This window comes from Variovorax paradoxus (genome assembly GCF_009755665.1).
Classification (GTDB): domain Bacteria; phylum Pseudomonadota; class Gammaproteobacteria; order Burkholderiales; family Burkholderiaceae_C; genus Variovorax; species Variovorax paradoxus_G.
This window is the reverse complement of the sequence record NZ_CP046622.1, coordinates 3,955,090-3,975,047: the sequence shown is the minus strand read 5'-3', so window position 1 is coordinate 3,975,047 and position 19,958 is coordinate 3,955,090. Positions and strand designations below refer to the sequence as shown.

Here is a 19,958-nt window from a genome sequence, read left to right as displayed (position 1 = left end):
TCTCCCGCGCGACGGCGCCCGGCGGAGCCGCTTCGTAGAGTGGCTCTCCGTATCTTTCATCGTCTTCGACGCTCCATCCTTTCTTTTTGAAAGACCCCCATGCTCGACACCATTCAGGCCATCAACAAAACCGCTGCCTTCAATCGCTGGGCCGGTTTCGAAGTCACCCGCGCCGCCGCGGGCGAAGCCGAACTGCGCATGGAGTGGCGCGAGGAAGACATGGGCCAGTACGCCGGGTTTCTGCACGCGGGGCTCATCGGCGCAATGCTCGACACGGCCTGCGGCTTTGCGGCGGCCACGGTGGCGGGGCGGGTGCTGGCCTCGCACTTTTCGGTGAGCTGCCTCTCGCCCGCGCTGGGCCGCGCCTTCATCGCGCGCGGCAAGGTCGTGAAGGCAGGCCGCAAGCAGGTGTTCACCACCGCCGAGCTCTACGGCCAGGGGGAGGGCGACAGCCTCAAGCTCGTGGCGACCGGGAGCGCCATCCTGGTTCCGGTGGAAGAGGCTCCGCCGGTGAAGTGATTTCTGCTTTGCCGCGGGCCCGCCGGAGCTTCAATCCGAACAGCGGCCGCAGCCAGTTCAAGCGGCGAATCACCCCGTCGGTGAGTGCCCAGCAGCCGGCGATGGTCAGCGCGACCAGCAAGGCGGGCTCCAGCACCGGCCCCAGCGCGAGCGGTGGCAGCAGCGCGATGCCCGCGATGATCAGCGTCTGGTGCAGCACGTACCACGGGTACACCGACTCGTTGGCCCAGCGCAGCCACCGCCAGGGCCTGTTCAGGTAGCGGTGGCCGTGACCCAGGATGGTGGCCACCGCCAGCCACAGGTAGAGCATGCGCAGCGCGTCCATCAGCACGCCCGAAGGCGGGCTCTTCACGCCGAGCCGCAGCACGATGAAAGCCGCAATCACCGCCGCGGCCAGCGCAAGCGACAGGCGGCGCAAGCGCGCCAGCTCGCGCCACACGCCGGTGTCCGCGCCCATCCAGTAGCCGTACAGAAACACGGTGAAGAAGATGCTGTGCAGGTAGAAGTCGTGAACCAGGTTGTGCGTCGGCGGAAAGTGCCGGGCCAGCAGCATCGTCCAGAGCAATAGCGGAAGCGCCGGCAGCCATAGCAGCTTCCAGCCGCGCAGCGCGTTGAAGCTGCGGCGCATCCACTGGCCCGCGCGCGAGCGCCACAGCGGCAGCGTCAGCGCGATGAGCGCCGTGTAGGTGAACAGGTAGGGCAGGTACCAGAGATGGTTCCAGGTAATGCCGAACTCCGCGCCCGCGAACGCCTGCTTCGGCCACGGGTCGTTCATGGGCAGGTAGCGCAGCAAGAAGGCGCCGAAGCCCGGCGCCACCAGTCCGTTGGCCACGCCTTCGGCATAGGCCTGGTAGGGCACGATCACCGCCATGCCGAAGGCCAGCGGCAGCATCAAGCGGGCGCCGCGGCTGCGCAGCAAACGCCAGGTGCCCTGCTTGCGGCTCAAAAAACCCAGCGACACGCCCGAGATCAGGAACACCAGGTCCATGCGCCATAGGTTGAGCACGCGCATCGGCCACTGCAGCCATTCGGCCGCATGCGGGCTCTTCAGGTGCCAGGGCCAGTCGGCCACGTAGTACATCGCCACGTGGTACAGGATGACGAGCAGGAAGGCTAGCGCGCGCAGCGCGTCGATGTCGTGCCGGCGATCGGGCGAAATGGGAGATGCGGGAGATGCGGGCATCGGGGCTCCTCATTGAAAGCGCTGGAGAGAAGCCGCGATGGTCGTGCCCGGCCGCCGCCTGCAGCGCGCACAAGGGACGGATCGTCCCCTGTTTGTGACGAGCGGTGCCCGCCAGGGACGAAATTCGCCCGCCGGTGCGCGGATCATCGCGAGAATCCCGGGCATGGGAGATTCCCGAAAGAACCTGTACGAGCGCTACGAGCCCATCCGCCGCTGGGTGGAAGTGGGCTTCTGGGTCGTCTTCATGGCGCTGCAGGCGGTGTTCAACACGACCGTGGCGCTGATCGATGCGCGCGATCGCGCGGTGCCGCGCGCCGCCTGGGAAATCGTGACCTGGGAGGTGTCCAGCCATCTTGTGCTGCTGGCGCTGGTGCCGGCCGTTGTCGCCGTCCAGCGCCGGCTTTCGCCGCTGGCGCGCACGCATCTGCTGCGCTATCTGGCTTGGCACCTGGCCGCCAGCGTCGTCTTCAGCCTGGTGCACGTGGCCGCGATGTTCGCACTGCGGGCCGTGGTCTATTCGGCCATGGGCGAGCGCTACGACTTCGCTGGCTGGACGGGGCGCTGGGGCTACGAATACCTGAAGGACGTGCGCGCCTACCTGTCGATGGTGTTCGGCATCTGGGTCTACGGCGTCTTCATGCTGCGGCTGCAGGGCGAGGCGCGTGTGCTCGACCCGCCCGAGGCGGCGTCCGCCGAGCCCGGCGTGCATCAACCGGCGCCGCCTGCGCAGCCCTCTCGGCCCGAGCGCTTTCTGGTGCGCAAGCTGCGGCGCGAATTCCTGATTGCCGCCGGCGACATCGATTGGCTCCAGGCAGAAGGCAACTACGTCGGCCTGCATGTCAACGGCCACGACTATCTGCTGCGCGCCACGCTCACTGACTTTCTGACGCAACTCGACCCTGCCCGGTTCGTGCGCGTGCACCGCAGCCACGCGGTCAACCTGGGGCGCATCAAGGAGATAGAGCCGCTCGACGGCGGCGACGCCCGGCTGCATATGCACGATGGTTCTACCGTGCCGTGCAGCCGGCGCTATCGCGATGCGCTGCGCGCGGGCCTGGGCTGACGAGGGCGCCGCCTCTTCGCGCGTCCTGTTCCGGTGCGGTGTTTGCACTGAGAACGCTCATTTCGCGCCGATGAGCACCATGAAAGAGCATTCAGGCACCATTTTTGCTTCCTTGCGGCGCTGCCCCGAGCGATTCGGGTGCGATGCACCAATTCAAACCAAAAACTGCAAGAAGCTCCCATGGACGCACTCAAACAGGGCGCAGATGCGCTGTTCATCCTTCTCGGCGCCATCATGGTCTTTGCCATGCATGCCGGTTTCGCCTTTCTGGAACTGGGCACCGTGCGCAAGAAGAACCAGGTCAATGCGCTGGTCAAGATCCTGGTCGATTTCTCGGTCTCGACCGTCGTGTACTTCCTAGTGGGCTATGGGGTTGCCTATGGCACTCACTTCTTCGTCGGCGCGACCGAACTGGCGGCCAAGAGCGGCTACGAGCTGGTGAAGTTTTTCTTTCTGCTGACCTTTGCCGCGGCCATTCCGGCCATCATTTCGGGCGGCATCGCCGAGCGCGCCAAGTTCTGGCCGCAGCTCATCGCCACGGCCGTCATCGTCGGCCTTGTCTATCCGCTGTATGAGGGGATTGCGTGGAACAAGGCATTCGGCATCCAGGAGTGGATTGCCGCGGCCACTGGCCACGAGTTTCATGACTTCGCGGGTTCGGTGGTGGTGCACGCGGTCGGCGGATGGCTTGCGTTGCCGGCCGTGCTGCTGCTGGGAGCGCGCCGCAATCGCTACCGCGGCGACGGCTCGCTGAGTGCGCATCCGCCCTCGAACATTCCGTTCTTGGCACTGGGCGCGTGGATCCTGTGTGCGGGCTGGTTCGGCTTCAACGTGATGAGCGCCCAGACCATCGACAAGATCTCCGGCCTGGTCGCCGTCAATTCGCTCATGGCCATGGTGGGCGGTACGCTGGTGGCGCTGGCCATGGGCAAGAACGACCCCGGCTTTGTGTACAACGGCCCGCTCGCCGGGCTGGTGGCCGTGTGCGCCGGCTCCGACCTGATGCATCCGCTGGGTGCGCTGGTGGTGGGCGGCGTGGCCGGCGGCATCTTCGTCTTCATGTTCACCCTCACGCAGAACAAATGGAAGATCGACGACGTGCTCGGGGTGTGGCCGCTGCACGGCCTGTGCGGCACCTGGGGCGGCATCGCGGCCGGCATCTTCGGCACGCAGGCGCTGGGCGGCATCGGCGAGGTGAGCGTGTGGGCGCAGCTCATCGGCACCCTGGTGGGCGTGGCATGGGCTGCGCTTGCGGGCGCGGTGGTGTACGGCGCGCTCAAGGCGGCCATGGGCCTGCGGCTCACGCAGGAAGAGGAATACGACGGCGCGGACCTGTCGATCCATCACATTTCCGCGACGCCGGAGCGTGAGGTGAACTGGTAAGTGAAGCTGGGCTGAAGCGTATTTGCGGCGAATACGCTTCAAATTTGAAGCGTATGCATCCGGCTTGCTCGAGAAAGACGGGGTTGAGCGATCCCGTATGCGACTGTTCGCTCAATGTAGCTGCGGCCGGCACAAGAGCAAAAAAGCGCGGCCTGTAGCAAACTCGCCCGACCCCTCCGCTTGAATATTCACACAGCCAATGACCCAAACGCCCCCCGCCCTCGAAGTCCTCCCCCGCGACATCTCCGCGTACCGCAAGGGCAACATCGGCATCGACTACGTGCACCGCTTCGAATCGGGCAAGCCCGGGCCGCACGTGCTGATCAACGCGCTCACGCACGGCAATGAAATCTGCGGCATGACGGCGGCCACGCATCTGCTCGACACCAACGTGCGCCCCAAGATCGGCACGCTTACCGTGAGCTTTGCCAACGTGGAGGCCTACGAGTCGTTCAACGAGGCGCTGCCCTTCGACAGCCGCCAGTTGGTGCACAACCTCAACCGCATCTGGTCGCCCGAGTGGCTCGACGGCACCCAAGACAGCCCCGAACTGCGCCGCGCCCGCGTGCTGCGCCCGGTGGTGAGCGCGGCCGACCACATCCTGGACATCCACTCCACCAGCCAGCCGGTGATCCCGTTCTGGGTGTACCCGGCCTATGACCGCAACGCCGAAGCGGCACTGGCCCTTGGCCGCCCTTCGGTGCACCTGGTCATGCCCGAAGGCCTGGGCTCCGGCACGCCGCTGATCCAGCATGGCCGCCACGGCCTTCGCGATGGCAAGGGCGTGGCGCTGGTGGCCGAGTGCGGCCAGCACTTTCTGCGCTCCGCGTCAGAGCTTGCCACCGCCATCTCGCTCGACTTTCTGGCGCACTTCGGCCTCATCGACAAAGACCCGGCGGCGCCCGCGCCCGGACCGCAGCGCCGCTTCGAGCTGCTTCAGACGCACATCATCAAGTCCGAAGAGTTTGCGTTCGTGCGCCCGCTGATCGGCTTCGAGACCTTTGCCAAGGGCGAGCTGATCGCCACCAACGGCCCGGACGAGATTCTCGCGCCGTGCGATGAGTGCACGATCTTCATGCCCGCACAGCGCGTGATCGTGGGGCGCGAGGCGGTGTATTTGACGAAGCCGATCTGAGATCGGTCGGCAGATCAGGCGACGAGGCTTTCAGAGGCGAATGCGTCGCCGATGCTGGGTTATCTCAAGCCGCAACAAACAGCGCCGGGTCCACCATCGCCCGGTTCAACATCACCGACCAGTGCAGATGCGGCCCCGTCACTCGCCCCGTGGCTCCCACAGCCGCAAGCTGCTCACCGGTCTTCAGCTCATCGCCCACCTTCACATCGACCCGGCTCAGGTGGCAATACATCGTCAGCAGGCCGCCGCCGTGGTCGAGCCACACGGTGCCGCCGTTGAAGAAATAGTCGCCCGTGTCGATCACCCGCCCCGGCAGCGGTGCCAGCACAGGCGTGCCGGTGCCGGCCGCGATGTCCATGCCGCTGTGCGGATTGCGCGACTGGCCGTTGAACACGCGGCGCAGGCCGAACGAGCTGGAGCGACGGCCCGGCACGGGGACGCGCATCTGCAGCGAGGCATCGGGCCTCAGGTCGGTGAACGTGGCCATCACGGTGGCAAGGTGCGCGCGTTCGCGCTCGTAGCGCGCCTCGTCTTCGGGCGAGAGGTCGACAGTGCGCGGTGGCACGTTCAGGCGCTGCTCGCGGTATTGCTTGGGCGCCACGGTGTAGGCGATCTGTTTTTCTGCACCGCTTTCGGGGCGCACAACAATGCTTGCGTCGCCCGGCGTGGCTGCGAGCGGAATGCCCACCAGCGCCGTCCATTCGATGGCATCGCCCAGCACGAGCAATGGCACATCGCCTGAAAAGGCGGCAGGTCGTTTGGCGCTTGGGCCGAGCGACAGGCGCGCCACGCCGCCCGGCACCTGAGACGCGTGCGGCCACACTTCAGCGCGGTTGTGCTTGGGCTTTGCAGCGGGCGCAGCTGTGGCGTGCGTTGCAGGCAACGCCAGCATGCCCAGCGTACCGAGCAGTGCGTGACGGCGATTCAAGGCGGGCGAGAGAAGCTCGGAGAAATGGAGTCGGTTGCTGTGCATACGGGGTCGAATAAATGGAATGTGTGCTGCGGCGCTAACCAAGCCAGGTGCCGGGCGCCAGTCCGTCCAGCGTGTGCGGCCCGATGGCAGCACGTATCAGGCGCAGGGTGGGAAGCCCCACGGCCGCGGTCATGCGCCGCACCTGGCGGTTGCGGCCTTCGCTGATCGACAGCTCCAGCCACGCGGTGGGAATGCTCTTGCGTTCGCGAATGGGCGGTTGCCGCTCCCACACATCGGGCGGAGGATCGAGCAGGCGCGCGCGGGCGGGGCGCGTAAGTCCGTCGTTGAGTTGCACGCCTTCGCGCAGCGCGTCTAACGCCACTTCGGTGGGCACGCCTTCCACCTGCACCCAATAGGTCTTCTCCATCTTGAAGCGCGGATCGGCAATGCGCGCCTGGAGCTGGCCGTCATCGGTGAGCAGAAGCAGGCCTTCGCTGTCGGCATCGAGGCGCCCGGCGACATAGACGCCGGGAACATCGATGAAGTCTTTCAACCCGCGCCAGCGGCCCTCGGGCGTGAACTGGCTGAGCACGCCATAGGGCTTGTTGAAGCGGATGAGGCGAGAAGGGATTACTTGCCCCAGCTGTCCCGCATGCCCGCGGCGCGATTGAACACAGGCTTGCCGTCGGCGCCAGCCTTGGTGTCGCGCACGAAGTACCCATGCCGCTCGAACTGGATGCCGACGCCGGGCTCGGCCTTTGCGAGTGACGGTTCCACATAGGCCGTGCAAGCTTCGAGGCTGGCCTTGTTCAGCTCGTCCATCAGCTCGCCGCTGCCCGGGTTGGCCGCCGCAAACAGCCGCTCATACAAGCGCACCTCGGCCTGCACCGCATCGGCAGCGGCCACCCAGGTGATGTTGCCCTTCACCTTGATGGCGTCGGCGCCGGGCGTGCCGCTCTTGGTGTCGGGCACCAGCGTGGCCTGCACTTCGACGAGCTTGCCGCTCGCGTCCTTGGTGCCGCCGGTGCACTCGATGACGTGGCCGTACTTGAGCCGCACCTTGTTTCCGGGGAACAGGCGGAAGAAGCCCTTGGGCTGCACTTCCTCGTAGTCGGTGCGCTCGATCCACACCTCGCGGCCGAGCTTGAACTCGCGCTTGCCCATTTCAGGGTGGTGCGGGTGCACAGGCGCCGAGCAGTCGTCGAGTACTTCGTCGCCGCCCATGAGTTCGCCCCAGTTGGTAATGACCAGCTTCACCGGGTCGAGCACGGCCATTGCGCGCGGCGCGATGGGGTCCAGGGTGTCGCGCAGCGCGGCTTCCAGGCTCGCGTAGTCGATCCAGCCGCCGGACTTGGTGGTGCCGCTGCGTTCGCAGAACAGCCGCAGCGCCTCGGGCGTGTAGCCGCGGCGGCGCAGGCCCGCCAGCGTGGGCATGCGGGGGTCGTCCCAGCCGTCGACATGCTTTTCTTCGACCAGTTGGCGCAACTTGCGCTTGCTGGTGAGCACGTGGGTGACGTTGAGGCGCGCAAATTCATACTGGCGCGGATGCGGGCTGGCGACGAGGCCGCCCTCGGCCAAGCGGTCGAGCAGCCAGTCGTAGAAGGGGCGCTGGTCTTCGAACTCCAGCGTGCAGATGGAGTGGGTGATCTGCTCCAGCGCGTCTTCGATCGGGTGCGCAAAGGTGTACATCGGGTAGATGCACCACTTATCGCCGGTGTTGTGGTGCGTTGCGCGCCGTATACGGTACAGCGCCGGATCGCGCATGTTGATGTTGGGGCTCGCCATGTCGATCTTGGCGCGCAGGATGGCGGCGCCGTCGGGCAACTGGCCGTCACGCATGGCGCGGAAGCGGGCGAGGTTTTCTTCCACGCTGCGGCTGCGGAAGGGGCTGTCGGTGCCGGGCGTGTTGAAGTCGCCGCGGTTGGCGCGGATTTCCTCGGCGCTTTGCTCGTCCACATAGGCCAGGCCGGCACCAATCAGGTATTCGGCGGCGCGGTACATGAAGTCGAAGTACTCGCTCGCAAAATACTCGTGCGGCTGCAGGGTGCCCGGGGCGCTGGGCCGGTCGGCCAGGTAGGTCTCGTAGCCGAGCCACTTGACCGCGTCGCGAATGGAATCGACGTATTCCTGCTCTTCCTTCTCGGGGTTGGTGTCGTCGAAGCGCAGGTGGCACACGCCGCCGTATTCCTTGGCCAGCTCAAAGTTGAGCCAGATGCTCTTGGCATGGCCGATGTGCAGGTAGCCGTTCGGCTCGGGCGGAAAGCGCATGCGGACCTTGGCCGGATCGGGCATGCCCTGGGCATGGTGGGCGGCATCGCCGGGCGAGCCACCCCACTTGCGGCCAGAATAGGCACCCTGCGCAAGGTCGTTTTCGATCACGTGGCGCAAGAAATTACTCGGTGCAGCGGCCGTTTTCGCGCTGTCTTTGTCGGTCGGGGAGGTCATTGCGGCATTCTAGAGGGCACCCCCTGCCGGTTACTTTTGGCAACGTTCTTCACATTACGGCGGGCAACCGCTTTGCATTTGGCGCGTTCAATACCTACATGGGCGGGTAACGCCCCAACCAGGAGTTCAAAGATCATGAGCCTCACACGTTCAACCTTCTTCAAATGGGCCGCCGCGGGTGTCGTGGCAGCCGGCGCTTTGTTTGCGGCCACTTCGGCCAGTGCCCGCGGCGACGTGAGCTGGTCGGTGGGCGTGGGTCTGCCAGGCGTGTCCGTGGGCGTTGGCGCTCCGGCCTACTACCCGGCTCCGGTCTACGCCGCTCCGGCGCCGGTGTATTACGCACCGCCGCCCCCGGTGTACTACCGTCCGCCGCCGCCTGTGTATTACCGACCGGCTCCGGTGTACTACGCACCCCCGGCGTATTACGCACCGCGCGGCTACTACCGCGGCTATGGCCACGGCCATCGCCACTGGCGTTAAGCCGTAGCGCCTCCAAGGCGCGATTCGCAAGTCAAAAGCCGGCTCCTCTCAAAGGGCCGGCTTTTTTATGCTCGCTTGACTGTCGATTTCACATGGCGCGGAAGAGGTGGGCGTAAAGGCGGCTCACGGGAATTTTTTCGGGCCGGCCTTTTAGGTCGAGGTGCAGCTTGCCGGCCTCGTCGCGGTGCACCGCCCCTATTGCCGCGCTGCGCACCACCACTGCGCGGTGCACCTGCCAGAAGACTTCGGGGTCGAGCTGCGCCAGCAGTTGCTTGAGCGGCGTGCGGATCAGATATTCGCGCGTGGCAGTCAGCACGCGGATGTACTTGTCGGCCGCCTCGAAGTACAGCACCTCGTCGATGGGAACCATGCGCACGGTGTTTCCACCGGCTTCGCTGGCGGCAATCATCTTCAGCGGAGCCCTGGCGGCCTGCGAGGGCAAGCCGCTTGCGGCACCCGCACCGGCGGCGGCCAGCAGCTGGCGCCACTGCGCAAGGGTTCTCTCCAGTGCCTCGTCGGCCGCAGCCGGTTTTGCATGCGGGTGCTGTGAGGCCAGCGCCTGCTGCAGGCGCAGCACGGTCTTGCGCAGGCGCTCGGGCTGCACGGGCTTGAGCACGTAGTCGATGGCCTGGGTCTCGAAGGCGCGGGCGGCGTATTCGTCGTAGGCGGTCACAAAGACGAGCTGCGGCATGGGCGCTTCATCGGTCGGCCAGCGGTCGGCCAGTTCGGCCGCGGCACCCAGGCCGTCCAGGCCGGGCATGCGAATGTCGAAGAACAGCACCTGCGGCAGAAGCCGCAGCGCCTCGCGCACGGCGCTTCGGCCATCGCCCGCAGTGGCAAGCACTTGCAGTTCGGGCCATGCCGCGCCCAGTTCGGCCTTGAGGGCGTGGGCGAGCAGGGGTTCGTCTTCGGCAATGAGTGCGGTGGGGTTCATGCGAGTGGTGGCAACGGAAAGCTGAGCGTGGTGCAGGTTCCACCCGCGGGGGCGGTGGCCAGGCTCATGCGGCCCTGGTCGCCGTACACGGTGGCAAGCCGTTCGCGAACCTGCTCGAGCCCGAAGCCGCTGCCTCCGGATGGCGCGGGCTGGTTGGCATCGAGCCCAACGCCGGTGTCGCTCACTTCGATGACCAGCCGGCCGGCATCCTGCCGTGCGGTCACGGCAATCCTGCCACCTTCGACCTTGGGCTCGAGCCCATGGCGAATGCTGTTTTCAACCAGCGGCTGCAAGAGCAGCGGCGGCACCGGCGTGTCGCGCAAGTCTTCCGGCAGATCGAGCGTGTAGCGCAGCCGGGCGCCCATCCGAACCGACATCAGTTCGAGGTAGTCGGCCAGCCGCTCGAACTCCGCCGACAGCGGATGCGCGAGCGCGCGCGAGCCGCTGAGCGTCATGCGCAGGTAGTTGTTAAGGCGGTCGAGCATGGCCACGGCGCGCGGTGGGTCGGCCGTGATCAGCACGCGCAGGTTGGCCAGCGTGTTGAACAGCATGTGGGGTTCGAGCTGCGCTTCAAGCAGCTTGAGCCGTGCCTCGGTGGCGTTGCGCTGCGCCAGCTCGATCTGGCTGCGCATGTGCTTGCTACGGCCCAGGCTGTAGAAAAAGAAGCACATGCAGATGGTGGCCGTCAGCGTGATGATGATGGTGGTGGCGAGCCGGCGCTCCTCGAAGCTGCTGAAATTGAGCAGGGGCTGGTGGGTCCACGCATCGCCAATCGCATTGCCCCCCAGAAAACCGACCAGCACACCGCCCGCGACCAGCAGATAGCCCCAGGGCCCGGTCGGCCAGAGAATCTCGCGGTGTCCGCTGATCAGCAGCCGGCCCACGTCGATGAAGAGCCAACTGATCAGCCCGATCGACAGCGAATAAACCATCTGCGCGCCCCAGTCCCCGTGCTGGGTGATGGCCAGCGCCGCCGCTATGAAGCAGCAGAAGGCCACCGTGATCAGCCCATGCCTGAGCATGCTGCGGATGTTCTCCGCGCGAAAACGGGGGAGCGCGCCGACACTCATCCGCGCTCTCCGGCGCGCAGGGCCTGCCGTTCGCGCTCTACCAGCCGGTCATAAAAACTGCCGCCGGGCGCAATGAACCAGATGACGGCGCCGTGAATCAGCAGGCCCAGGCCCCATCCCATGAGCGGATACACCGCCCATGTGTGGCCGCGCGATGCGGAGACGGCCACCAGCCCGAGGTTGACCAGTACGTAGACGAAGGCATGGATGTACCAGCCCATCTTGGCGCCAGCACGGCGGCGGGCGAGTTTTTCGACATCGCGGGTGGAAGGGTTGGCTTGTGTGGTGTTCATGACGGTTCTCCAATAAACGAATGGGTCGATGGTCTGGGGCGGTCGATGAATCGGCTGGCGATCTTAGGCCGCACGGGCCTGCACGGCCATGGCGTCGGTGCGGATGGCCAGCTTCCAGAGCCGCACGGCGCGCCCCGCGAAAATGCCGCTGAAGGCGCCGTACAGCATCGGAATTGCGACAGCAAAGCTGGCCTGCTGGCGCAGTTCGGGGTGCATGGCGAGGGACACGCCCACTGCGTACTTGGTGAAGAAAATGCCCATCATCAGCACCAGCGGTACGGCGCTGCCGGCCACGTGGAACTCGCGTGCGGCCCGGTCGTAACGCGTGGTGACGGGCAGGGGCTGCTGAAGCACCAGCAGCACCAGCGCGGCGGCGGCCACGGCCCACCCAAGCAGGGCGCCCGGTGAATCGCCGAAGGCCGAGATCACGCCCGCCAGCGAAAGGCCGGTCATGGCAATGGGCATCACGGTCACCTTGGCCAGGCTGACCCGGCCGGTCAGCAACTGCCTGCAGCCAAGCCACAGGAGTAGCGCAAAAACGGCGAAGACCCACTTCGGGGTATGAAGAATGATCTGCAGCAGCATGGCGTTTCTCCGGTGAAAAGATGATTCGATGGGCCGGACTGTGCCGGCGCACCCGAGGCCGGGCCACGGGTCTGCGACGAAATGCGGGCAGGGCGCGCGGAATGCAGCCAACGGGCGCGAAACGCGCGGTTTTCCGAAGCTTTACCGATGCTTTACGGTTCATAAGACAGGAGCGCTACGATCCAGCGCTCCACTAGCGGCCGTACTTGCGCATTGCCACACCACACATGGAATCACCGACCTCCGAGCCTTCTTCCGGCGATTCGCCTGCTGTTCAACCGGTACACCCCGCCTCGTCCCCGCCGCCCCGGCCGCCTTCGCGCCGCCGGCTCTGGCTTGGCAGCCTGATTGCGCTGCTCCTGTTGCTGCTGCTCGGAGGCGGCGCCTGGTACCTCATCAACCGCAAGGCCAGCACCGCCGGCGGGCCGGGCTTCGGCGGCGCCACCGTCACGGTCGGCAATGCGCTGGCGCGCGAGATCGAGCTGCCGGTGACCATCGACGCGCTCGGCACCGTCACGCCGCTCGCAACCATCACGCTCAGGGCGCAGGTGGGCGGGGTGCTCACCGAGGTGCTGTTCACCGAAGGGCAAACCGTTGCCAAGAACCAGCTGCTCGCGCGCATCGACCCAAGGCCCTACGAGCAGGCGCTGATGCAGGCGCGCGGCACGCGCCAGCGCGACGAGGCGCAGCTCGAGGCCGCGCGCGTCACGCTGGCGCGCTACCGCACGCTGCTGACGCAGGATTCCATCGCCCGGCAAGACGTGGACACCCAGGCCGCGCTGGTCCGGCAGCTCGAAGGCACGGTCACCACCGACCTGGCCGCCGAGGCCGCCGCCAAGCTGAACCTCGACTACACCCGCATCACCGCGCCGGTGGCCGGCCGCATCGGCCTGCGTGCGGTGGACGCGGGCAATACCGTCACAGCCAACGCAACCACCGGCATTGCGGTCATCACGCAGATGAACCCCATCGACGTGCAGTTCTCGGTGCCGCAAGACCGCGTGCCCGACATCCAGGCCCAGCTTGCCAAGGGCGAGCCGCTGCCAGTCACCGCGTTCGACCGCACCCGCGCGGCAACGCTCGACACGGGCTCCTTCTCCACGCTCGACAACGTGGTCGACACCACCACCGGTACGGTAAAGGCCAAGGCCCGCTTCGGCAATGCGCAGACCACGCTGTTCCCGAGCCAGTTCGTCAACGTGCAGATGCTGCTGCGCAAGGTGCGCGCGGTGGTGGTGCCGGTTACCGCGGTGCGCACCGGTCCCAGTGGCGACTATGTGTATGTCATCAACCAGGACCGCACCGTCTCGATGCGCCAGGTGAAGCGCGGCGAGGCGAATGTCGATGTGGTGGCCATCACTTCAGGCCTGAAGGCCGGCGAGAACGTGGTGACCGAAGGCGGCGACCGCATCAAGGACGGCGCCGTTGTTCAGCTGCAGGGCGAAAGGCCGGCCATGGGTCCGCGTGGCGGCGCGTCGGGGCCCCGCGGTGCGGCATCGGGCCCGCGTGGCGAGCGCGGCGAAGGCGGTGGAGAGCGGCGGCGCCAGCGCCCGCCGCAATGACGAGCATCAGCAACAACCCACGGAACAAGCGAGCGCGTTCGCGATGAGCCCCTCACGCCCTTTTATCGATCGGCCGGTGGCCACGGCGCTGCTGATGGTGGCCATTGTGCTGGCCGGCTTCGTGGGCCTGCGCCTGCTGCCGCTGGCCGCACTGCCGCAGGTCGACTACCCCACCATCCAGGTGCAGACCCTCTACCCCGGTGCCAGCCCCGAGGTCATGAGCCGCACCGTTACCGCACCGCTGGAGCGGCAGTTCGGCCAGATGGCCGGGCTCAACCGCATGAGCTCGGTGAGCTCGGCGGGCGTGTCGATCGTCACCTTGCAGTTCGCGCTCGACCAGACCCTGGACGTGGCCGAGCAGCAGGTGCAGGCCGCCATCAACGCCGGCGGCTCGCTGCTGCCAGCCGACCTGCCGGCGCCGCCCGTGTACGCCAAGGTGAACCCGGCCGACGCGCCCATCCTCACGCTGGCCGTGAGCTCCGAAACCATGCCGCTCACCGAGGTGCAGAACCTCGTGAACACGCGGCTCGCGCAGAAGATCAGCCAGGTCAGCGGCGTGGGGCTGGTGTCGCTTTCGGGCGGGCAGCGCCCGGCCGTGCGTATTCAGGCAGACACCAACGCGCTGGCGTCGGTGGGCATTGGCCTGGACACGCTGCGCAGCGCCATCACCGCGGCCAACGCGAACAGCGCCAAGGGCAGCTTCGACGGACCGCGGCGCGCCTACACCATCAACGCCAACGACCAGCTCGTGACGGCGGACGACTACAAGAACCTGATCGTCGCGTGGAAGAACGGCGCACCGGTGCGCATGACCGACGTGGCGCGCGTAGTCGACGGCGCCGAGAACACGCAGCTGGGCGCCTGGGCCGCGCTGCGCGTGGGAGAGCGGCAACCCGTGCTGTACCCGGCCATCATCCTGAACGTGCAGCGCCAGCCCGGCGCCAACGTGATCGGTACGGTCGATGCCATCAAGAAGCAGCTGCCCGAGCTCGAAGCCTCGCTGCCGGGCTCGCTCAAGGTGGAGGTGCTGAGCGACCGCACCACCGGCATCCGCGCCTCGGTCTCGCACGTGCAGCTCGAACTCGGGCTGGCCGTGGTGATGGTGGTGCTGGTGATCTTCTTCTTCTTGCACAGCGTGCGCGCCACGGTCATTGCCAGCCTTGCGGTGCCGATCTCGCTCATCGGCACCTGCGGGTTGATGTACCTGCTGGGCTACAGCCTCAACAACCTGAGCCTGATGGCGCTGACCATCGCCACCGGCTTCGTGGTCGACGATGCGATCGTGATGATCGAAAACATCGCGCGCTACCTCGAAGAGGGCGATCCGCCGTTCAAGGCCGCGCTCAAGGGTGCCACGCAAATTGGCTTCACCATCATCTCGCTTACGGTGTCGCTCATCGCGGTGCTGATTCCGCTCTTGTTCATGGGCGACGTGGTGGGCCGGCTGTTCCGCGAGTTCGCCGTCACGCTGGCCATCACCATCCTGATTTCTGCCGTGGTGTCGCTCACGCTGGTGCCGATGATGTCGGCGCGCTGGCTCAAGCCGCAGGCCGAAGAGGGCGGGCGCTTCGGTGCCAGCGTGCAACGCTTTTTCGACCGCGTGATTGCCCGCTACGACGTGTGGCTGCAATGGGTGCTGCGCCACCAGCCGCTGACGCTCGTGGTGGCGGTGGCCACGCTGGCGCTCACGGTGCTGCTCTACATGGTGATTCCGAAGGGGCTCTTTCCCACGCAGGACACCGGGCAGCTGCAGGCACGCATCGAAGCCGCGCAAGACGTGTCGTACACGCGCATGTCCGAGCTGCAGCAGCAGGCCGCCACCGCCATCCTGGCCGACCCCGAGGTGGCCAGCGTGAGTTCGGTGGTGGGTGTGGACGCCGCCAACAACACGGCGCTGAACACCGGCAGCATGCTCATCAACATGAAGGCTGACCGGGGCAACCAGGAAGACACCATGCAGCGCTTGCGCGAGCGGGTGCGCTCGGTGGCAGGCGTCACGCTGTACCTGCAGCCCACGCAAGACCTGACCATCGATGCTGAAACCGGCCCGACCGAATTCCGCGTGTCGCTCGAAGGGGTGGACACCACCACCGTCGACACCTGGGCGCAAAAGCTGGTGGAGCGCCTGCGCTCCGAGCCGCTGGTGCGCAATGCCACCACCAACGCGGGTGCCAAGGGCTTGGCCGCCTATGTCGACATCGACCGCAACACGGCCTCGCGCCTCTCGGTCACGGCCAGTTCGGTCGACGACACGCTCTACAGTGCATTCGGCCAGCGCATCGTCTCGACCATCTTCACCGAGACCAACCAGTACCGCGTGATCCTGGAAGCGCAGCGTGAAGCCCTGGCCTCGCCGCAGCTCTTAGGCAACCTGCAGTTGCGCACCGGCAGCGGCGCGCCGACCACGCTGTCGTCCATTGCCACGGTGCGCGAGCAGTCCGCGCCTCTGCAGGTCACGCATGTGGCGCAGTACCCTGCCGCCACTGTGGGCTTCGACACGGCCGAGAACGTGGCGCTGGGCAAATCGGTGGCGGCCATTCGCGCGGCGGCAAAGGAAATCGGCATGCCGGCGAGCATGACCATGAGCTTTCTGGGAGCTGCGGGGGCCTACGAAAAGTCGCTCTCCAACCAGCTGTGGCTCATTCTGGCGGCGGTGGTGTGCGTGTACATCGTGCTGGGCGTGCTGTATGAGAGCTACATCCATCCGCTGACGATTCTCTCGACGCTGCCTTCGGCCGGCGTGGGCGCGTTGCTCGCGCTCATGGTCACGGGCAACGACCTGGGCGTGATCGGCATCATCGGCATCATTCTCCTGATCGGCATCGTGAAGAAGAACGCGATCATGATGATCGACTTTGCCATCGACGCCGAGCGGCGCGAGGGCAAGTCGCCGCGCGAGGCCATTCACCAGGCGGCGCTGCTGCGCTTCCGTCCCATTCTGATGACCACGCTGGCGGCGCTTTTCGCGGCGCTGCCGCTGATGTTCGGCTGGGGCGAGGGCGCAGAGCTGCGCCGGCCGCTGGGTCTGGCCATCTTCGGCGGGCTGGTGGTGAGCCAGGTGCTCACGCTCTTCACCACGCCGGTGGTGTATCTGGCCTTCGACCGCATGGGCCGCCGGTTCGGGCGCAAGCGGGAGGCTGTGGCCGAATGAACCTCTCCAGGCCTTTCGTCGAACGTCCGATCGCCACGGTCTTGTTGACCGTCGGCATCGCGCTGGCCGGGATTGCGGCGTTCTTCGTGCTGCCTGTGTCGCCGCTGCCGCAGGTCGACTTTCCGACCATCTCGGTGACCGCCAGCCTCGCGGGGGCGAGCCCGAGCACCATGGCTTCGAGCGTTGCCACGCCGCTCGAGCGGCGGCTGGGCGTGATTGCGGGCGTGAACGAGCTCACCTCGACCAGCTCGAACGGCTCGACCCGCATCAGCCTGCAGTTCGACCTCAAGCGCAACATCGACAGCGCCGCGCGCGAGGTGCAGGCGGCCATCAACGCGGCGCGGGCCGACCTGCCGGCCACCTTGCGCAGCAACCCGACCTACCGCAAGCGCAACCCGACGGCCGCACCCATTGCGATTCTGGCGCTCACCTCCAAGACGCGCACGCCGGGGCAGATCTACGAGGCCGTGTCCAACATCGTGAGCCAGAAGCTCTCGCAGGTCGAAGGCGTGGGCGAGGTCGAGATCGGCGGCGGTTCGCTGCCGGCCGTGCGGGTGGAGCTCGAACCCTTCTCGCTCAACCGCTTCGGCATCAGCAGCGAAGACGTGCGCGCCGCCATCCAGGCCAATAACGCCAACCGGCCCAAGGGCGCCATCGAGAACGACGACCGCCGGCTGCAGATCTACACGCCGTCGCCGGGCCGTCATGCGGTGGAATACCGCGACATGGTCATTGCCTGGCGCAACGGCGCGGCCGTGCGGCTGGGCGATGTGGCGCGGGTGATCGACAGCGTGGAGAACACGCGCACGCTGGGTCTCTTCAACGGCCAGCCCGCGGTGATCGTGCTGGTCACGCAGGAGCCCGGCGCCAACATCATCGAAACCGTGGACGGCGTGCGCGAGCTGCTGCCCGAGCTGCGTGCGCAGCTGCCGCAGGACATCGAGGTGCAGGTGGCGTCCGACCGCACCAACTCCATCCGCGCCTCGCTGCGCGAGATCGAGGCCACGCTGATGATCTCGATTGCGCTGGTGGTGCTGGTGGTCGGCCTGTTCCTGCGCAAGGCGCGCGCCACCATCATTCCGGCGGTGGCCACGGTGGTGTCGCTGCTCGGCACCTTCGGCGTGATGCACTTGCTGGGCTACAGCCTCAACAACCTGAGCCTGATGGCGCTCACGGTGGCCACCGGCTTTGTGGTGGACGACGCCATCGTGGTGCTCGAAAACACGAGCCGCCACATCGAGGCCGGCATGGGCCGCGTGGAGGCCGCGCTGCGCGGTGCGCGCGAGGTGGGCTTTACCGTGCTGTCGATCAGCCTCTCGCTGGTGGCGGTGTTCATTCCGCTGCTGTTCATGGACGGGCAGATCGGCCGGCTGTTTCGCGAATTCGCAGTCACGCTGTCGGTGTCGGTGCTGATCTCGCTGGTCATATCGCTCACTACCACGCCCATGCTCTGCGCCATGCTGCTCAAGCCCGAGCAGCCCGACGCCAAGCCGCCGGGACGCCTCGCGCGCATGTCGGAGGGCGTGTACCAGTGGAGCCTGCGCACCTACGCCCACAGCCTCGACTGGGCGCTTGCGAGCAAGGCCGTGGTCATGGTGGTGTTGCTCGCGGTGGTGGGCCTCAACGTGTACCTGTTTTCGGCCATTCCCAAGGGCTACTTCCCCGAGCAGGACAACGGCCAGCTCAACGCGGGCCTGCGGGCGGACCAGAGCATTTCGTCGGTGGCGCTGAGCGAGAAGCTGCGCCAAGCGGTCGACATCATCCACAAGGACCCGGCCGTCGACACCGTGGTGGGCTTTGCGGGCGGCAGCCGCTCGGGCGGCGGCTTCATGTTCGTCAACCTCAAGCCGCTGTCGGAGCGCACCGAGAAGACCGCGGCGGTCGTCAACCGGTTGCGGCCGCAGCTCAACCAGCTGACCGGGCTGCGCGTGTTCCTGAGCCCGGTGCAAGACCTGCGCATGGGCGGGCGCTCGAGCAATTCCACCTACCAGTACACGCTGAAGGGCGACAACCTTGCCGACCTGCGCACCTGGACCGCGAAGCTGGCCGACCGGCTGCGCCAGGAAACCGCGCTCACCGACGTGGACAGCGACCAGGCCGACAACGGCGTGGAAACCTTCGTGGACGTCGACCGCGACAGCGCCGCGCGGCTTGGCGTGACCTCGAGTGCGGTCGACAACGCGCTCTATAACGCCTACGGCCAGCGCTCGGTCGCCACCATCTACGACGAGCTCAACCAGTATTCCGTCATCATGGAATGGGCGCCGCGCTACCAGCGCGCGCCCGTGGTGCTGAAAGACCTGTACGTGCCTTCGACGCTCACCACCAGCACCACCGCGAGCGGCGCCACCACGGTCAGTTCACTGGCCAACACCACCGACGCGAGCACCGGCACCTCGACCACCACGTCGGCCAACCCGGGGCTGCGCACCGCGTCCACGGGCCAGGCGCTCGCGGCCAACACCACGCTCATGGTGCCGCTCTCGGCCATAGCCAAGGTGAGCGAACGGGCGGTGCCAAGCTCCATCGACCACCAGGACACCGAGCTCGCGAGCACCGTCTCGTTCAACCTGGGTGAGGGCGTCACGCTGCAGGATGCTCGGCGCATCGTTGCGCAGGCGGAGGCGGACATTGCCATGCCCGTGAACGTGCGCGGCAGCTTCCAGGGCACGGCGCTGGCGGCGCAGCAATCGCAGGGGCAGCAGTTGGCGCTCATTCTGGCGGCCATCGTGGTCATCTACATCGTGCTGGGGGTGCTGTACGAAAGCCTGATCCACCCGATTACCGTGCTCACCACGCTGCCTTCGGCGGGCGTGGGCGCGGTGCTGGCGCTGCTGCTGTTCCGCATGGAGTTTTCGATCATTGCGCTGATCGGGCTCTTCCTCCTGATCGGCATCGTGAAGAAGAACGCCATTTTGATCATCGACTTTGCGCTGGAGGCCGAACGCGCGCGCGGCATCTCGGCCGTGGAAGCGGTGCGCGAGGCGTGCCTGCTGCGCTTCCGGCCGATTCTCATGACCACGCTGGCCGCCGCGCTCGGCGCACTGCCGCTGGCCATCGGCTTCGGCCAGGGTTCCGAGCTGCGCCAGCCGCTGGGCGTCGCGATCATCGGCGGCCTGGTGGCGAGCCAGCTGCTCACCTTGCTGACGACCCCCGTGGTCTACGTGCTGCTCGACAAGCTGCGCCGCCGCTCCGGCAACGAGCGCCACCTGAGCCGTGCCGCAAGCTCGCCGACATGAACA

At 66.7% G+C, this 19,958-nt stretch carries 16 protein-coding genes; 8 read left to right on the top strand and 8 right to left on the bottom strand.

The genetic code is table 11. The features are described 5' to 3' along the window. Positions 1-99 precede the first annotated feature (99 nt). Positions 100-519, top strand: coding sequence for a PaaI family thioesterase (locus GOQ09_RS18480; protein WP_157614842.1), 420 nt, complete (start codon positions 100-102; stop codon positions 517-519). Here the strand turns inward: GOQ09_RS18480 and GOQ09_RS18475 are convergent. Then, complete coding sequence (locus GOQ09_RS18475; protein ID WP_157614841.1) at positions 455-1,702, bottom strand: acyltransferase family protein; 1,248 nt, start codon at positions 1,700-1,702, stop codon at positions 455-457. The two genes, GOQ09_RS18480 and GOQ09_RS18475, sit on opposite strands and share 65 nt — an antisense overlap. Before the next feature lie 163 nt (positions 1,703-1,865). Here GOQ09_RS18475 and GOQ09_RS18470 point away from each other — a divergent pair, with 163 nt between their 5' ends. The 3 genes from GOQ09_RS18470 to GOQ09_RS18460 all read left to right on the top strand — a co-directional run bounded on the left by GOQ09_RS18470 (position 1,866) and on the right by GOQ09_RS18460 (position 5,283). Next, entirely contained in the window at positions 1,866-2,765 is a 900-nt protein-coding gene (locus GOQ09_RS18470) for a LytTR family DNA-binding domain-containing protein (protein WP_157614840.1), read from the top strand. A 180-nt stretch (positions 2,766-2,945) separates the two neighbouring features. Then, positions 2,946-4,148, top strand: a complete 1,203-nt coding sequence (locus GOQ09_RS18465; protein ID WP_157614839.1) for an ammonium transporter — start codon at positions 2,946-2,948, stop codon at positions 4,146-4,148. Positions 4,149-4,347: 199 nt separating this feature from the next. Next, on the top strand, positions 4,348-5,283 hold the full coding sequence (locus GOQ09_RS18460; RefSeq protein WP_157614838.1) for a succinylglutamate desuccinylase/aspartoacylase domain-containing protein: 936 nt from the start codon (positions 4,348-4,350) through the stop codon (positions 5,281-5,283). A gap of 64 nt (positions 5,284-5,347) precedes the next feature. On the opposite strand, the gene GOQ09_RS18455 is transcribed toward GOQ09_RS18460, so the two are convergent. From GOQ09_RS18455 to GOQ09_RS18445, 3 genes are read right to left on the bottom strand one after another with little or no spacing between them, the layout of a single operon-like run. Continuing rightward, a complete protein-coding gene (locus GOQ09_RS18455) occupies positions 5,348-6,256 on the bottom strand; it encodes a M23 family metallopeptidase (RefSeq protein WP_207309869.1) in 909 nt (302 codons plus the stop codon). 34 nt (positions 6,257-6,290) lie between these two features. After that, positions 6,291-6,827, bottom strand: a complete 537-nt coding sequence (locus GOQ09_RS18450; protein WP_157616762.1) for an rRNA large subunit pseudouridine synthase E — start codon at positions 6,825-6,827, stop codon at positions 6,291-6,293. After that, the gene (locus tag GOQ09_RS18445; protein ID WP_157614837.1) at positions 6,827-8,641 is read right to left on the bottom strand and encodes a glutamine--tRNA ligase/YqeY domain fusion protein; all 1,815 of its coding nucleotides are present in this window, start codon (positions 8,639-8,641) and stop codon (positions 6,827-6,829) included. Before GOQ09_RS18445 ends, GOQ09_RS18450 begins: the two co-directional genes overlap by 1 nt. A 135-nt stretch (positions 8,642-8,776) precedes the next feature. Between GOQ09_RS18445 and GOQ09_RS18440 the strand changes: the two genes are divergently transcribed. Next, entirely contained in the window at positions 8,777-9,121 is a 345-nt protein-coding gene (locus tag GOQ09_RS18440; RefSeq protein ID WP_157614836.1) for a hypothetical protein, read from the top strand. 88 nt (positions 9,122-9,209) lie between these two features. Here the strand turns inward: GOQ09_RS18440 and GOQ09_RS18435 are convergent, their stop codons facing one another. The 4 genes from GOQ09_RS18435 to GOQ09_RS18420 all read right to left on the bottom strand — a co-directional run bounded on the left by GOQ09_RS18435 (position 9,210) and on the right by GOQ09_RS18420 (position 12,003). Then, a complete protein-coding gene (locus GOQ09_RS18435; protein WP_157614835.1) occupies positions 9,210-10,055 on the bottom strand; it encodes a LytR/AlgR family response regulator transcription factor in 846 nt (281 codons plus the stop codon). Next, a complete protein-coding gene (locus GOQ09_RS18430) occupies positions 10,052-11,125 on the bottom strand; it encodes a sensor histidine kinase (RefSeq protein ID WP_157614834.1) in 1,074 nt (357 codons plus the stop codon). Before GOQ09_RS18430 ends, GOQ09_RS18435 begins: the two co-directional genes overlap by 4 nt. Further along, positions 11,122-11,418 (bottom strand): 2TM domain-containing protein, encoded by a 297-nt coding sequence (locus GOQ09_RS18425; RefSeq protein ID WP_157614833.1) that lies wholly within the window; start codon positions 11,416-11,418, stop codon positions 11,122-11,124. The genes GOQ09_RS18430 and GOQ09_RS18425 overlap by 4 nt, the downstream gene beginning before the upstream one ends. Positions 11,419-11,481: 63 nt before the next feature. Beyond that, on the bottom strand, positions 11,482-12,003 hold the full coding sequence (locus GOQ09_RS18420; RefSeq protein WP_157614832.1) for a DUF6622 family protein: 522 nt from the start codon (positions 12,001-12,003) through the stop codon (positions 11,482-11,484). Between the two features lie 227 nt (positions 12,004-12,230). Between GOQ09_RS18420 and GOQ09_RS18415 the strand changes: the two genes are divergently transcribed. Genes GOQ09_RS18415 through GOQ09_RS18405 form a run of 3 tightly spaced genes read left to right on the top strand, consistent with a single transcriptional unit; the run spans position 12,231 to position 19,955 of the window. Further along, on the top strand, positions 12,231-13,565 hold the full coding sequence (locus tag GOQ09_RS18415; RefSeq protein ID WP_157614831.1) for an efflux RND transporter periplasmic adaptor subunit: 1,335 nt from the start codon (positions 12,231-12,233) through the stop codon (positions 13,563-13,565). A gap of 43 nt (positions 13,566-13,608) precedes the next feature. Next, the gene (locus GOQ09_RS18410) at positions 13,609-16,716 is read left to right on the top strand and encodes an efflux RND transporter permease subunit (RefSeq protein ID WP_157614830.1); all 3,108 of its coding nucleotides are present in this window, start codon (positions 13,609-13,611) and stop codon (positions 16,714-16,716) included. Next, a complete protein-coding gene (locus tag GOQ09_RS18405; protein ID WP_157614829.1) occupies positions 16,713-19,955 on the top strand; it encodes an efflux RND transporter permease subunit in 3,243 nt (1,080 codons plus the stop codon). The genes GOQ09_RS18410 and GOQ09_RS18405 overlap by 4 nt, the downstream gene beginning before the upstream one ends. Positions 19,956-19,958 lie beyond the last annotated feature (3 nt).

Coding starts and splice junctions, on each gene's coding strand:
- GOQ09_RS18480 (WP_157614842.1), top strand. CDS start 100: ATGCTCGACACCATTCAGGCCATCAACAAAACCGCTGCCTTCAATCGC.
- GOQ09_RS18475 (WP_157614841.1), bottom strand. CDS start 1,702: ATGCCCGCATCTCCCGCATCTCCCATTTCGCCCGATCGCCGGCACGAC.
- GOQ09_RS18470 (WP_157614840.1), top strand. CDS start 1,866: ATGGGAGATTCCCGAAAGAACCTGTACGAGCGCTACGAGCCCATCCGC.
- GOQ09_RS18465 (WP_157614839.1), top strand. CDS start 2,946: ATGGACGCACTCAAACAGGGCGCAGATGCGCTGTTCATCCTTCTCGGC.
- GOQ09_RS18460 (WP_157614838.1), top strand. CDS start 4,348: ATGACCCAAACGCCCCCCGCCCTCGAAGTCCTCCCCCGCGACATCTCC.
- GOQ09_RS18455 (WP_207309869.1), bottom strand. CDS start 6,256: ATGCACAGCAACCGACTCCATTTCTCCGAGCTTCTCTCGCCCGCCTTG.
- GOQ09_RS18445 (WP_157614837.1), bottom strand. CDS start 8,641: ATGACCTCCCCGACCGACAAAGACAGCGCGAAAACGGCCGCTGCACCG.
- GOQ09_RS18440 (WP_157614836.1), top strand. CDS start 8,777: ATGAGCCTCACACGTTCAACCTTCTTCAAATGGGCCGCCGCGGGTGTC.
- GOQ09_RS18435 (WP_157614835.1), bottom strand. CDS start 10,055: ATGAACCCCACCGCACTCATTGCCGAAGACGAACCCCTGCTCGCCCAC.
- GOQ09_RS18430 (WP_157614834.1), bottom strand. CDS start 11,125: ATGAGTGTCGGCGCGCTCCCCCGTTTTCGCGCGGAGAACATCCGCAGC.
- GOQ09_RS18425 (WP_157614833.1), bottom strand. CDS start 11,418: ATGAACACCACACAAGCCAACCCTTCCACCCGCGATGTCGAAAAACTC.
- GOQ09_RS18420 (WP_157614832.1), bottom strand. CDS start 12,003: ATGCTGCTGCAGATCATTCTTCATACCCCGAAGTGGGTCTTCGCCGTT.
- GOQ09_RS18415 (WP_157614831.1), top strand. CDS start 12,231: ATGGAATCACCGACCTCCGAGCCTTCTTCCGGCGATTCGCCTGCTGTT.
- GOQ09_RS18410 (WP_157614830.1), top strand. CDS start 13,609: ATGAGCCCCTCACGCCCTTTTATCGATCGGCCGGTGGCCACGGCGCTG.
- GOQ09_RS18405 (WP_157614829.1), top strand. CDS start 16,713: ATGAACCTCTCCAGGCCTTTCGTCGAACGTCCGATCGCCACGGTCTTG.